Below are 13,688 nucleotides of genomic sequence, written 5' to 3' on the forward strand. Positions count from 1 at the left end.
GCCGTTTATGCACGGTTTCATGGTGTTGTAATAACGCCACCGCTCACCGCCCTTCAATGGACATCCCAAAATGCCTGCACCGTTAACTTCCGTAGAGACGAATTCTGAACTGCCGACGCACGCTGACGTTGTCGTGATCGGCGGCGGCATTATCGGAACCTTCACGGCCTATTACCTGGCCAAGCGCGGCCTGAAGGTCGCGCTGGTGGAGAAGGGGCGCGTGGGGGCGGAGCAGTCGAGTCGAAACTGGGGTTGGTGCCGTCAGCAGAATCGGGACGCTCGTGAGCTGCCGCTGTCGACCAAGAGCCTCGAACTTTGGGAACAGTTCGCCGCGGAGACCGGCGAGGACACCGGATTCAGACGGTGTGGCTTGCTCTATCTGAGCAACAACGAGAAAGAGCTGGCGGGTTGGGCAAAGTGGGGTGAGTTTGCCCGTACCGTCAATGTCACAACGCACATGCTGACGGCGGAACAGGCAGCAGAACATGGTCGGGTGACCGGCAAGTCCTGGAAAGGCGGGGTCTTTTCACCAACCGACGGTACGGCGGACCCGTCCCGTGCCGCCCCGGCGGTTGCGCGGGCGATCATCAAGCTGGGCGGCACGGTGCATCAGGGCTGCGCCGCCCGTGGCGTCGAGACCGAAGGCGGCCGGCTATCGGCGGTCGTTACCGAAAAGGGCACCATTCGAACCAGACTCGCGGTGCTGGCCGGTGGCGCATGGGCGTCCTCGTTCTGCCGTCAGTACGGCATCCGGTTTCCCCAGGCGTCCATTCGCCAGACGATACTGTCGGTCTCCAAGGGCGCCGAAGAGATACCGGACGCACTCCACACGGATGAGGTCTCCATGACCCGTCGCTCTGATGGCGGTTTCACACTGGCCATCAGTGGCAGAGGGCGCGTTGACCCGACCCCGCAGCTGTTGCGGTTCGCTCCGCAGTTCCTGCCGATGTTCCAGCGCCGCTGGCGCAAGCTGGCGCCCGGTGGTCTGCAAGGCTTCCAGTCGGGGCATGAAGGCCTGGGCCGCTGGCGGTTGGACCAGCCAACCCCGATGGAGCGGATGCGCATCCTCGATCCTGCAGCCGATGCATCGGTTGTCGAGCTGACTTACAAGCGCGCGGTCGACCTGATCCCGATGCTGAAAAACTCGTCAGTCACCGCTGCCTGGGCAGGTTATGTGGACAGCACGCCTGATGGCGTCCCGGGCATTGGCGAAATAGCGAGCCTGCCTGGCCTGGTGCTGGCGGCGGGGTTCAGTGGCCATGGCTTCGGCATTGGCCCTGGCGCGGGCCACTTGATCGCCGACATTGTCAGCGACATGCCTCCCCTGGTTGACCCGCGTCCCTATCACCCGGATCGATTCCAGTCTTCAGCCTGGGGCAAAGTCGCGGAGTTCTGAGGCCAGTACAAATCTCACCGGCAACACAAGCAACGGGCGCATCCTCAGGGAATGCGCCCGTTCTCGTTGGCGGGGTGGATTCTGCCGCTGGCGGCGGTTCGACTGGTTTTTTGCGCACCATAAATGGCCGCGAACACCCTGGAAAAGGTGCAGATGCCCGGGCTTGGCGCATCCCGCACAGTCTGCTGAGCGGGCCCCGAAAAACGGTGGTTTGTGCCAAGCGGCCTATACTTTTAACCGTTTATGCGCGGTCTCATGATGCTGTAATAAAACCGTGATGCAGCGTTGCAGCCAGGCTTCAAGAACGAGCAACCGCTTGCCCCTCATGACCTCAACCATCACTCAGGACCGCACTCATGAGCTTCCTTCGCCCCAAGTTCATTACCTTTGACTGCTATGGCACGTTGACCAACTTTCAGATGGGGACCATGACGCGCGAGCTGTTCGCCGATCGGGTCCCAGCCGAGCAGATGGATCAGTTCGTCAAGGATTTCTCGGCTTACCGGCTGGACCAGGTGATGGGCGACTGGCGGCCCTATGATGAAATTCTCAAGACTGCCCTGGCCCGGGTCTGCAAACGTTGGGGTGTCGAATACAAAGGCGAAGGCCAGCTCTATTACGATGCCGTACCGACCTGGGGCCCGCATGCCGACGTACCGGCAGGCCTGTCGAAAATCGCCGACAAGATTCCCCTGGTGATTTTCTCCAATGCAATGGACGAGCAGATCATGTCCAACGTCGACAAGCTCGGCGCACCTTTTCATAAAGTCTTCACGGCTCAACAGGCCCAAGCCTACAAGCCACGTCTGGCGGCCTTCGAGTACATGCTCGATAACCTCGGCTGCGGGCCGGAGGATGTCCTGCATGTGTCTTCGAGCTTCCGCTACGACCTGATGTCGGCCCACGACATGAAGATCAAGCACAAAGCCTTCGTGGCCCGGGGTCATGAGCAACCGGCGAACGCGGCCTTTGGTTACCACCAGATCCCGGACATCGGCGGGTTGGCCGGTCTGGTCGGTCTCTGAGTCTCATTGCACGCTTCAAGGCATAAGGGGTTAGACATGGGCAGTGAGTCTTATTGGCTCGATACCGCACCGGCATTTACCGGTGCCCAGCTCGGTGCGTTGCCCGGGCAGGTCGATGTGGCCATCGTCGGTGGCGGTTTCACTGGCCTGGCCGCCGCCCGGTCCCTGGCCTTGAAGGGCGCCAATGTGGTGGTGCTGGAAGGCGGGCGGGTCATTGGCGAGGCTTCGGGGCGCAATGGCGGCCAGTGCAACACCGGCGTCGCCCAGGACTACGCGTCATTGAGTGCCAGCCTCGGCGCCGACAAGGCGCGCGCCTATTACCAGGCCTATGAGAGCGCCGTGCAGAGTGTCGTCTCGCTGGTGGAGCAAGAGCAGATTGCCTGCGACTTCAAGCGCAATGGCAAGCTCAAGCTGGCGGCCAAGCCCCTGCACTACGAGGGGTTGGCCCGTACTTGCGAGTTGATTCGGCGCGAGGTCGATGCCGAGGTCGAGTTGCTGTCTGCGCAGGAAACCCGGGCTGAAGTGAACTCGGTCCAGTTCCATGGCGGCTTGCTGCAGCGTAACGGCGTGCAGATGCACGTCGGGCGCTTCGGGGTCGGATTGGCCGAGGCCGCGGCCCGTCACGGCGCGTTGATTTTCCAAGGCGTATCGGTAACGGACTGGAAAACCAGCGCCGGTGGTTATCGGCTCAATACCACCAAGGGTTCGCTCCAGGCCACGCAGATCCTGCTGGCCACGGGCACCTGCCAGCAGGGTGGGTTGGGTTGGTATCGGCGGCGGATCGTGCCGGTGGGCAGTTTTGTGATCGCCACCGAGGTGTTGCCGCAGGCCTTGATCGACAGTTTGCTGCCGGCACACCGCTCCTATGTCACCAGCCGGATGATCGGCAACTACTTTCGGATCACCCCGGACAACCGCTTGCTGTTTGGCGGGCGGGCGCGGTTCGCCATGTCCGACAGTGTGTCCGATGCCAAGAGCGGCAAAGTCCTGCACGCGGCGATGGTGCAGATGTTTCCGCAGCTGGCCCACGTCAAGGTCGAGTATTGCTGGGGCGGATTGGTCGACATGACCTCCGATCGGCTGCCCCGGGCCGGCCAGCACGCCGGCATTTATCACTCCATGGGCTACAGCGGCCATGGCGTGCAGATGTCGGTGCACATGGGCCAGGTCATGGCCGACGTCATGGCCGGGAAAGTCGAGGCCAACCCTTGGCGCGAACTCGACTGGCCGGCCATCCCCGGACATTTTGGCAAGCCCTGGTTCCTGCCGCTGGTAGGTGCGTATTACCGCCTTCAAGACTATTTGCACTGAGTGGCGAGGGACGCTTCAGGTTTCATCACATTGCGTATAGCGCGAGCAATCGAGCCTTATCATTTGCGAAAGGTAGAACCGACATGACTGACAAAAAAAACAGTATCGATACCCAGCTGATAACAGGTACGGAAAGTCTGCGCGTTTTCGAAGGGCTCAATCGCGGCATGTCACGCCGCAATGCATTGCAGATGCTCGGGTTGGCCGGGGTGGCCGTGGCGGGCGCCGGCAGCCTGTTCGGCGCCGCCGGCAAGCTGTTTGCCGATGAGGAGGCCGCCAGCCCAGGCAAAGGCAAGCCTGGCGGGCGCATCCGCGTCGCCGGCTCGACCAGTTCCACCGCCGACACCCTGGACCCGGCCAAAGGTTCGTCGTCAACCGACTACGTACGCCACTACATGTTCTACAACGGGCTGACGCGTTTTGACAGCCACATGGTGCCGCAACTGGAACTGGCCGAGCGTATCGAGACCACGGACGCCACGCTCTGGGTGATCAGCCTGCGCAAGGAAGTGACCTTCCATAACGGCAAGGCATTGACCGCCGCCGACGTGGTGTTCTCGCTGTTGCGTCACAAGGACCCGATCACCGGCTCCAAGGTCCTGCCGCTGGCGTCGCAGTTCGCCGAAGTCAAAGCCATCGGCACCCATGAAGTGCAGATTCAGTTGAGCGGCCCCAACGCTGAACTGCCCTCGGTCCTTGCCGTCTCGCATATGTTGATCGTTCCGGAAGGCACCAGCGATTTCAGCCAGGGCATCGGTACCGGTCCGTTCAAGGTCAAGGAGTTCAAGCCCGGGGTGCGCTCCGTCGGCGTGCGCAACAGCAATTACTGGAAACCCGGCCTGCCGTACCTGGACGAGATCGAATTCATCGGTATTGCCGACGAATCGTCACGGATCAACGCCCTGCTGTCAGGGGACGTGCACATCGTCAACGAGGTCAATCCACGCTCGACCACCCGCATCAAGGACAGCGCCCGGCATCGGGTCATCGACTCGCCGTCGGGCAACTACACTGACCTGATCATCCGTCAGGACCAGATGCCCGGCAAAAGCCCGGAGTTCACCCAGGCGATGAAGCTGTTGCTGGACCGGGAACAGATCAAGTCGGCGATTTTCCGTGGCTATGCGCGGGTCGGCAACGACCATCCGATCGCGCCCGGAGCACGCTTCTTCAACGCCGATTTGCCGCAACGGGCTTACGATCCTGAACAGGCCAGGTCGTTGTTGAAGAAGGCCGGCATGGAAAGCATCAGCATGCCGCTGATGTGCTCGCCCGCGGCGACCGGTTCGGTGGACATCGCGGTGCTGCTGCAGCAGTCCGCCAAGGAAGCCGGGCTCAAGCTCAACGTCAACCGCCTGCCGAGCGATGGCTACTGGTCCAACCATTGGGCCAAGCACCCGCTGAGCTTTGGCAACATCAATCCGCGACCGAATGCCGACATGCTGTTCTCGCAGTTCTTCCAGTCGAGCGCGCCCTGGAACGAATCAGGCTGGAAAAACGAGCAGTTCGACCAATTGTTGATACAGGCCCGCGGTGAAACCGACGAGGCCAAGCGCGGCAAGATGTACGCCGACATGCAAGTGCTGGTGCATGAGCACGGAGGCATCGGCGTACCGGTGTTCATCAGCAACATCGACGGTGCCGACCAGCGTGTAAAAGGCTACGGCGCCAATCCCCTGGGCGGTTTCATGGGCTACATGTTTGCCGAGCAGATCTGGCTGGATGCCTGATGAAGGTCGGTTTGGGCCACATTGCACGAGGGTCGGATGATGAATAGCAACACACTGTGGTTGATCGGCCGCCGTCTGGGGGCGGCGGTCGTGACCTTGTTGATTGTCTCGATGGTGGTGTTCGCCATCACGGCGGTGCTGCCGGGGGACGCGGCGCAGCAGGCGCTGGGACAGTTCGCCACGCCGGAACAGGTGGCGGCCCTGCGGGCGAAAATGGGCCTGGACCAGCCCGGTGTGTTGCGTTACCTGCATTGGCTGACGAGCCTGCTCAGCGGTGACCTGGGGATGTCGATGTCCAACGCCACGCCGGTAATCGAGCTGATGGCCGGCCGGGTTCCCAACACCTTGATGCTCGCCGCTGCCACGGCCCTGGTGTCGGTGCCCGTGGCGTTGACCCTGGGTATCGGCTCGGCCATGGGCCGAGGCGGGCGCCTCGACAGCTTCCTGAGTTTTTTCACCTTGACCATGGTGGCCGTGCCGGAGTTTCTGGTCGCCACCTTGGCGGTGCTGATATTCGCCGTGAACCTGGGTTGGTTATCGGCGCTGTCCTACGCCAGTGACATCACGTCCCCCTGGCAATTCATGCGCACCTACGCATTGCCGGTGATGACGCTGTGCTGCGTGATTGTCGCGCAAATGTCACGCATGACCCGCGCAGCCGTGATCGATCAGCTCGACAGCCCTTACGTGGAAATGGCCCGGCTCAAGGGCGTGAGCAATATCCGTATCGTGCTCCGGCATGCCTTGCCCAATGCCATCGGCCCCATTGCCAATGCCATCGCCCTGAGCTTGTCCTACCTGTTGGGCGGGGTGGTGATCGTCGAAACGATCTTCAACTATCCCGGCATTGCCAGCCTGATGGTCGATGCCGTCACCAACCGCGACATGGCCCTGGTTCAAGCCTGCACCATGTTGTTCTGTACGGCGTACCTGGCGTTGGTGTTGATCGCCGACCTGTGCGCGATTCTTTCCAATCCGAGGCTGAGAAACCAATGAACAACCTCATTGTGAAATCGCCGACGGCGGCCGCTGCGCTGGGGTTGGGCAAAGACGCCCACGCAAAGTCCTGGCTTGGCCTGGCCGGCGCCGCGATGTGTGTGATCTGGTTGCTGGTGGCGATTTTCGGCCCGTGGCTGGCGCCGCATCCGGTGGGCGAAGTGGTCTCCGACAACGTCTTCGACAGCCTCAGCGCGACGTACCCGTTCGGCACCGATTACCTGGGCCGCGACATGCTCAGCCGGGTTCTTGTCGGCGCGCGTTTCACCGTCGGCCTGGCGTTGGTGGCCGCGGTGCTGTCGAGCACCCTGGGAACCAGCCTGGCGCTGTTGTCGGTGGTGTCGCCAAAGTGGCTGGATGAGCTGATCAGTCGCCTGATGGACGCGTTCATTTCGATCCCGAGCAAGATGCTGGCGCTGATCATGGTCTCGGCCTTCGGCTCCTCGGTCACCTTGCTGATCTGCACGGCGGTGTTGAGCTACACCCCCGGTGCCTTCCGCATCGCCCGCAGCATGGCGGTGAATATCGAAGCGCTGGAGTACGTGCAAGTGGCCCGTACCCGAGGCGAGCGCCGGCTGTACATCGCCTGCGTGGAAATCCTGCCGAACATCCTCAATCCGGTGCTGGCGGACCTGGGCCTGCGTTTTGGTTTCATCGTGCTGCTGCTCAGTGGCATGAGTTTCCTCGGGCTGGGCGTGCAACCGCCGGATGCCGACCTTGGCTCGCTGGTGCGCGAGAACATCGGCGGCCTCAATCAGGGGGCGCCGGCGATCGTGATTCCTGCCCTGGCCATCGGCACCCTGACCATCGGCGTGAATCTGTTCATCGACCGGTTGTCGTCGCGACGTAGCCGACGTACGGGAGGTCATTGAAATGAGCGAATTGATTCGGGTACAGGACCTGCGCGTGGTCGCCTGCGGCGAGCGCGAGGAGGTGGACATCGTCAAGGGGGTCAGCTTCTCCCTGCAAAAAGGCGAAGTATTGGCGTTGATCGGTGAGTCCGGTTCCGGCAAGACCACCATCGCCCTGGCATTGCTCGGTTATGCCCGACGCGGTTGCCGGCTGGCGGGCGGCGTGGTGAAAATCGGCGACGATGACATGCTGGCGTTGAGCGAGAGCCAGTTGCAGAAGTTGCGCGGGAACCGCGTGTCCTATATCGCCCAGAGCGCCGCAGCGGCGTTCAACCCGGCGAAAAAACTCATCGACCAGGTAGTGGAAGGCGCGCTGATTCATGGCCTGGGTAGCCGGGCGGCGCTTGAGGCGAAGGCCATCGAGCTGTTCCGTGACCTGGCCCTGCCAGACCCGGAGCGCATCGGCCAACGCTATCCTCATCAGGTGTCCGGCGGGCAGCTGCAACGGGTGATGGCGGCCATGGCGCTGATCAGCGATCCATTGCTGGTGGTGCTCGACGAGCCGACCACGGCCCTTGATGTGACGACCCAGATCGATGTACTGCGGGCCTTCAAACGGGTAGTCCGCGAGCGTGGGGCCACGGCCGTCTATGTGTCCCACGACCTGGCGGTCGTGGCGCAGATGGCTGATCAGATCGTGGTACTCAATGGCGGCGAGATCTTCGAACATAGCGCCACGGCACCTTTGCTCAAGGGCCCGGCCCACGAATACACCCGCAGCCTGTTGGCGGCGGCGCGGCCGGACACGACGATCCGTCCGCCCGGCGACATCGCGCAAGACACCCCTTTGCTGACCATCCAGGGGCTGACCGCCGGCTACGGCAACAAGAATGCCCAGGGCATGCCAGCGATTCGCGTGCTGGAAGACATCGACCTGACGGTTCGCCGAGGCCAGGCCATTGGCGTCATCGGTGAGTCGGGCTCGGGCAAATCGACCCTTGCACGGGTGGTGGCCGGGTTGTTGCAGCCAGCCCTTGGCGGGTTGTCCTTTGATGGTCAACCCCTGGGCGGCAGCCTGTCGTCGCGTACCCAGGAGCAGTTCCGACGCATACAGATGGTCTTCCAGAATGCCGACACCGCACTCAATCCGATGCACAGCGTCAGCACGATCCTGAGCCGCCCGCTGAAGATGTATTTCGGCCTCAAGGGCGCGGCGTTGCGCGAGCGTATCGGCGAGCTGCTGGACCTGGTGCGTTTGCCCCGGACGATGGCGGACCGGCGTCCGAATGAACTGTCCGGCGGACAGAAGCAACGGATCAACCTGGCCCGGGCCTTGGCGGCCAAGCCAGACCTGATCCTCTGTGACGAGGTGACCTCGGCGCTGGATACCGTGGTCGGTGCGGCAATTCTCGAATTGCTGCGCGATTTGCGCCAGGAGCTGGGAGTGTCCTACCTGTTCATCAGCCACGACATCTCCACCGTGCGCGCCTTGTGTGACGACATCGTGGTGATGTACAGCGGGCACAAGGTCCAGGCCGGTACGCGTCAATCCTATGCCGAGGCTCCGTTCCATCCGTATACCGATCTGTTGATCCACTCCGTACCGGAACTGCGCCAGGGCTGGCTGGAAAGCTGCGGGGCAACGACCTGCCAGACGCTGCCGCCGATTGGCCCGAAAGCCGCTGTGCCAGGGCTGTGCACCTTCCTGAGTCGCTGCCCGGTGCGGGTCGACGGGCTGTGCAACCGCGTCGCGCCGGACCGACGGATGTTAGTCGGTGGCAGCGAAATCCTTTGCCACCACGACAGCGCCGAACTGATGAAAACCCAGCAACCGAACACTCCGACCGTGGCGGCGTACGCATGAAATCCCGTGTATTGGAGATTCTCAAACGGCTGATGGCCTTCGACACCGTCTCTTCGGAATCGAATATGGCCTTGATCGAATACGTGCGCGATCTGCTCATGACCAAGGGCATCGAGTCCTTGATCGTGCGGGACGACAGCGGCAACAAAGCCAACCTGTTTGCCAGTACCGGTCCAAGGGATGTGCCGGGGATCCTGCTGTCGGGTCATACCGACGTGGTGCCGGCGGCGGGGCAGGCCTGGACCTTCCCGGCATTTGCGGCGACGGTGCGGGACGGACGGATTTATGGCCGCGGCAGTTGCGATATGAAGGGCTTTATCGCCCTGGCAATCGACGCCATGCTCGATGCCGCCGAGCAGCCATTGAGCAGGCCGCTGCAGCTGGCGTTGTCCCATGACGAGGAGATCGGCTGCGTGGGGGTACGGCGTTTGCTGGATGTGTTGCACCTGGCACCGGTCCGGCCGTTTCTGTGCGTCATCGGCGAGCCGACCCATATGCAGTTCGTTCTCGGGCACAAGGGCAAGGGTTCCTACCGTACGTACTGTCGTGGCCTGGAGGCGCACTCATCATTGGCGCCACGCTCGGTCAATGCGATTCATGTGGCCTGCGATTTCATCGCCGCGCTGCGCCTGAGCCAACAGCAGTTGCAAGAGCAGGGTGCCCGGGATACCGATTACGATGTGCCCTACAGCACCGTGCATGTCGGGCAGATTGTCGGCGGCAAGGCGCTGAACATCGTGCCCAACCTGTGCACCCTCGATTTCGAAGTGCGTAACTTGCCGGCGGACGACCTGGACGGCTTCCTCGAGCAGATGCGCGAACGGGCCGAACTGATCGTGCGCGAAGCGCAGAAGCTCTCCAGCGTGGCTGCGATTGAAATCGAGACCCTGAACGTCTACCCGGGCCTCGACACCCATCCGAGCGTCGAAGCAGTACGGTTCCTGAAAAACTTTGCCGCCCCGGACACTGGCACCGCGAAAGTCTCGTTCGGCACCGAGGGCGGGTTGTTCAAGCAACGCCTGGATGTGCCGGTGGTGGTCTGCGGCCCGGGTTCGATCGAACAGGCGCACAAGCCTGACGAGTTCATCGAGATCAGCCAGATGGAGGCGGGCGAGTGCTTTCTGCAAGGGTTGCTGGGCTCGATGCGCATTTGATCGTGCAACGGTAAAGCCTGCCGTCGAAGGTAATGCTGTTCACTTAACAAAATGACGTACCCGTGGCGAGGGAGCTTGCTCCCGCTCGGCTGCGAAGCAGTCGTAAACCGGCGGATGCGGTGTGTCTGATACTAAGTGTTTGGCAGGTTTTGGGGCCGCTTCGCGGCCCAGCGGGAGCAAGCTCCCTCGCCACGGGTTCCCCGATTGCCTTAATGAACAGCATTATGCCGTCGAAGGCTGATTTTCAGCATTCGTGGCTGTAGGGCCGGCGTTTTCAGCATCCTCGTCCAGAGCGACTCAATAGACTGAAGGCTGTCTCAGAACAGGACCCGACGTCATGCTCAAGAATCGCCTGAAAGACCCCAGCCTGCTGGTAGAACTCGCTTACATCGACGGCCAGTGGGTCGGCGCCGACAACGCCGCCACCCTGGACGTGATCAACCCGGCCACCGGCGAGGTGCTTGCCCGGGTACCGGCGATACACGGCAGTGAAACCCGGCGCGCCATCGAAGCTGCCGACCGTGCCTGGCCGGCCTGGCGTGCACGTCCGGCGGCGGAACGGGCGGCGCTGCTCGATCGCTGGTACCAGGCGATGATCGACAACCTCGACGACCTGGCGTTGATCCTCACCCTTGAGCAGGGCAAGCCGCTGGCGGAAGCCAAGGGCGAGATCCGCTACGGTGCCAGCTTCGTCAAATGGTTTGCCGAAGAAGCTCGACGGATCTACGGCGAAACCATCCCGGCCCCCAGCGGTGATCGGCGCTTGATGACCCTCAAACAGCCGGTGGGCGTTTGCGCCGCGATCACCCCGTGGAATTTCCCCAATGCGATGATCACCCGCAAGTGCGCGCCGGCCCTGGCCGCGGGCTGCACGATCGTGGTCAAGCCGTCGGACCTGACCCCGCTGTCGGCCCTGGCCCTGGCGGTGCTGGCCGAGCGGGTCGGGATTCCGGCCGGGGTGTTCAACGTCGTGACCGGCGTGCCCGCCGGCATTGGTGAAGAGCTGACCGGCAACCCGACGGTGCGCAAGCTTTCCTTCACCGGCTCTACCGCTGTCGGACGCCTGCTGATGCGTCAGAGCTCGGAACACATCAAGCGCTTGAGCCTGGAGCTGGGCGGTAACGCTCCGTTCATCGTGTTTGACGACGCGGACCTGGAGCAAGCCGTGACCGGCATCATGCTCAGCAAATTCCGCAACGCCGGGCAGACCTGCGTCTGCGCCAACCGCATTCTGGTGCAGGATGGGATCTACGAGCGCTTCGCCCAGCGCCTGGTGGAGGAGGTGGGCAAGCTCAAGGTTGGCGACGGCCTCGAGGCCGAGGTGAACATCGGTCCGCTGATCAACGCGGCGGCGGTCAGCAAGGTCGCTCGACACATCGACGAGGCGTTGAGCCAGGGCGCTCGCCTGCTTTGTGGCGAAATCCCCACGGGCGACAGCCGGTTCGTCCAGCCGACGGTGCTCGGGGAGACGCATGCCGGGATGCTGCTGGCCAACGAAGAAACCTTCGGTCCGGTTGCTCCGCTGATGCGCTTCAGCACGGAAGAAGAGGCGCTCGCCTTGGCCAACGCTACGCCCTATGGCTTGGCGGCATATTTTTTCACCCAGGATCTGCGCCGCTCATGGCGGTTCGGCGAGGCCCTGGAGTTCGGCATGGTTGGCCTCAATACCGGGCTCATTTCCATGGACGTCGCGCCCTTCGGCGGCATCAAGCAATCGGGCCTGGGGCGTGAAGGCAGCAAGTATGGCCTGGATGAATTCCTTGAAGTCAAAGCCTTCCACGTCGGCGGGTTGTGATGTGGTCAGCGATTTGAATAGGAGGCACGGTTGATGAGCAAACCATTCAGAATCGCCGCGATTGCTGGCGACGGTATTGGTAAGGAAGTCTTGCCGGAAGGGCTGCGGGTATTGGAGCAGGCGGCGAAGAAATGGAAATTGGATCTGAGCATCGAGGTGCTCGACTGGGCCCATTGCGATTATTACCTGGAACACGGGCAGATGATGCCCGCCGACTGGTTTGAACAGCTCAAGGGCTTCGATGCGATCTATTTTGGCGCCGTGGGCTGGCCGGACAAGGTGCCGGATCACATTTCCCTGTGGGGTTCGCTGCTGAAGTTTCGCCGGGACTTCGATCAGTACGTGAACATCCGTCCGGTGCGGCTGTTTCCCGGCGTGCCGTGTCCGTTGGCCGGACGTGAAGCCGGGAACATCGACTTCGTGGTGATCCGCGAAAACACCGAGGGCGAGTACTCCTCGGTCGGCGGCAAGATGTTCGAAGGCACCGAGCACGAGTTCGTGCTGCAGGAGTCGGTATTCACCCGACGCGGTGTGGACCGGATTCTCAAGTTCGCCTTCGACCTGGCCCAGACCCGGCCGCGCAAACGCCTGACGGCGGCGACCAAGTCCAACGGCATTTCCATCAGCATGCCGTACTGGGACGAACGCACGGCGCTCATGGCGCAGCAGTACCCGGACGTCACCTGGGACAAGCAACACATCGATATCTTATGTGCACGCTTCGTGCTTCAGCCGGACCGTTTTGATGTGGTCGTGGCGTCGAATCTGTTCGGTGACATCCTGTCCGACCTCGGACCTGCCTGCGCCGGCACCATCGGCATCGCCCCTTCGGCCAACCTCGATCCACAGCGACGATTTCCCTCGTTGTTCGAACCGGTCCATGGCTCGGCGCCAGATATCTATGGACGGAACATCGCCAACCCGATTGCGATGATCTGGTCCGGTGCCTTGATGCTCGACTTCCTGGGTAATGGTGACGAGCGCTATCGCGCGGCCCATGACGGGATTCTCAGGGCCATCGAGCGGGTTATTGCAGAGGGCCCGATTACGCCTGATCTTGGGGGACAGGCGTCGACTCAGGAGGTTGGCCTGGCTATTGCGGGGGCGCTTTGAACTGGGAGTTGTGCTCCGGCCCTGCTCCGACACAACTGTGGGGAGCTTGCTCGCGATGGCGGTGTGTCAGCCAATGAAGATATTGGATGTGCTGGCCCTTTCGCGAGCAGGCTCGCTCCCACAGGGTTCTATGTGTGCCATGAAATCTGCGTCTGCCGGAGGATCCAATGTGGGAGCGAGCTTGCTCGCGAAGGCGGTGTATCAGCCAATTAAGATATTGGATGTGCTGGCCCTTTCGCGAGCAGGCTCGCTCCCACAGGGTTCCTCGGTGTGCCGTGAGACCTGCGTTTGCCGCTCTGATCCAATGTGGGAGCGAGCTTGCTCGCGATGGCGGTGTATCAGCCAAATTGAATGTGCTGGCCCTTTCGCGAGCAAGCCCGCTCCCACAGGGGGGCTCGGTATGCCATGAAATCTGCGTCTGCCGCTGATTCAATGTGGGAGCGAGCCTGCTCG

The 13,688-nt window shown here is 62.2% G+C and carries 10 protein-coding genes; all 10 read left to right on the forward strand.

The genetic code is table 11. From position 1 onward, the window contains the following. The first annotated feature begins 70 nt into the window (after nucleotides 1-70). The 10 genes from M1E16_RS13125 to M1E16_RS13170 all read left to right on the forward strand — a co-directional run bounded on the left by M1E16_RS13125 (nucleotide 71) and on the right by M1E16_RS13170 (nucleotide 13,235). Nucleotides 71-1,396: an NAD(P)/FAD-dependent oxidoreductase gene (locus M1E16_RS13125; RefSeq protein WP_434651651.1), complete on the forward strand. Its 1,326-nt coding sequence runs from the start codon at nucleotides 71-73 to the stop codon at nucleotides 1,394-1,396. A gap of 356 nt (nucleotides 1,397-1,752) precedes the next feature. Beyond that, on the forward strand, nucleotides 1,753-2,421 hold the full coding sequence (locus M1E16_RS13130; protein ID WP_305494668.1) for a haloacid dehalogenase type II: 669 nt from the start codon (nucleotides 1,753-1,755) through the stop codon (nucleotides 2,419-2,421). A gap of 36 nt (nucleotides 2,422-2,457) precedes the next feature. Further along, nucleotides 2,458-3,732: an NAD(P)/FAD-dependent oxidoreductase gene (locus tag M1E16_RS13135; RefSeq protein ID WP_458130183.1), complete on the forward strand. Its 1,275-nt coding sequence runs from the start codon at nucleotides 2,458-2,460 to the stop codon at nucleotides 3,730-3,732. Between the two features lie 83 nt (nucleotides 3,733-3,815). After that, nucleotides 3,816-5,462, forward strand: coding sequence for an ABC transporter substrate-binding protein (locus M1E16_RS13140; protein ID WP_434697765.1), 1,647 nt, complete (start codon nucleotides 3,816-3,818; stop codon nucleotides 5,460-5,462). Nucleotides 5,463-5,501: 39 nt separating this feature from the next. After that, nucleotides 5,502-6,458: an ABC transporter permease gene (locus M1E16_RS13145; protein ID WP_434623746.1), complete on the forward strand. Its 957-nt coding sequence runs from the start codon at nucleotides 5,502-5,504 to the stop codon at nucleotides 6,456-6,458. After that, nucleotides 6,455-7,330, forward strand: coding sequence for an ABC transporter permease (locus tag M1E16_RS13150; RefSeq protein WP_434568485.1), 876 nt, complete (start codon nucleotides 6,455-6,457; stop codon nucleotides 7,328-7,330). Before M1E16_RS13145 ends, M1E16_RS13150 begins: the two co-directional genes overlap by 4 nt. A gap of 1 nt (nucleotide 7,331) precedes the next feature. Further along, on the forward strand, nucleotides 7,332-9,173 hold the full coding sequence (locus M1E16_RS13155; RefSeq protein WP_458130184.1) for an ABC transporter ATP-binding protein: 1,842 nt from the start codon (nucleotides 7,332-7,334) through the stop codon (nucleotides 9,171-9,173). Beyond that, on the forward strand, nucleotides 9,170-10,327 hold the full coding sequence (gene argE / locus M1E16_RS13160) for an acetylornithine deacetylase (protein WP_458130185.1): 1,158 nt from the start codon (nucleotides 9,170-9,172) through the stop codon (nucleotides 10,325-10,327). The genes M1E16_RS13155 and argE overlap by 4 nt, the downstream gene beginning before the upstream one ends. A gap of 337 nt (nucleotides 10,328-10,664) precedes the next feature. Next, entirely contained in the window at nucleotides 10,665-12,122 is a 1,458-nt protein-coding gene (locus tag M1E16_RS13165) for an NAD-dependent succinate-semialdehyde dehydrogenase (RefSeq protein WP_458130186.1), read from the forward strand. Nucleotides 12,123-12,155: 33 nt separating this feature from the next. Continuing rightward, nucleotides 12,156-13,235, forward strand: coding sequence for a tartrate dehydrogenase (locus M1E16_RS13170; RefSeq protein ID WP_458130187.1), 1,080 nt, complete (start codon nucleotides 12,156-12,158; stop codon nucleotides 13,233-13,235). Nucleotides 13,236-13,688: the final 453 nt, after the last annotated feature.

The sequence above is a fragment of the Pseudomonas sp. Z2-11 genome (assembly GCF_054161305.1).

Excerpts from the sequence above, each read along its gene's own strand:
- M1E16_RS13150 (WP_434568485.1), top strand. The coding sequence starts at position 6,455 with ATGAACAACCTCATTGTGAAATCGCCGACGGCGGCCGCTGCGCTGGGG.
- M1E16_RS13125 (WP_434651651.1), top strand. The coding sequence starts at position 71 with ATGCCTGCACCGTTAACTTCCGTAGAGACGAATTCTGAACTGCCGACG.
- M1E16_RS13155 (WP_458130184.1), top strand. The coding sequence starts at position 7,332 with ATGAGCGAATTGATTCGGGTACAGGACCTGCGCGTGGTCGCCTGCGGC.
- M1E16_RS13135 (WP_458130183.1), top strand. The coding sequence starts at position 2,458 with ATGGGCAGTGAGTCTTATTGGCTCGATACCGCACCGGCATTTACCGGT.
- M1E16_RS13170 (WP_458130187.1), top strand. The coding sequence starts at position 12,156 with ATGAGCAAACCATTCAGAATCGCCGCGATTGCTGGCGACGGTATTGGT.
- M1E16_RS13140 (WP_434697765.1), top strand. The coding sequence starts at position 3,816 with ATGACTGACAAAAAAAACAGTATCGATACCCAGCTGATAACAGGTACG.
- M1E16_RS13165 (WP_458130186.1), top strand. The coding sequence starts at position 10,665 with ATGCTCAAGAATCGCCTGAAAGACCCCAGCCTGCTGGTAGAACTCGCT.
- argE (WP_458130185.1), top strand. The coding sequence starts at position 9,170 with ATGAAATCCCGTGTATTGGAGATTCTCAAACGGCTGATGGCCTTCGAC.
- M1E16_RS13145 (WP_434623746.1), top strand. The coding sequence starts at position 5,502 with ATGAATAGCAACACACTGTGGTTGATCGGCCGCCGTCTGGGGGCGGCG.
- M1E16_RS13130 (WP_305494668.1), top strand. The coding sequence starts at position 1,753 with ATGAGCTTCCTTCGCCCCAAGTTCATTACCTTTGACTGCTATGGCACG.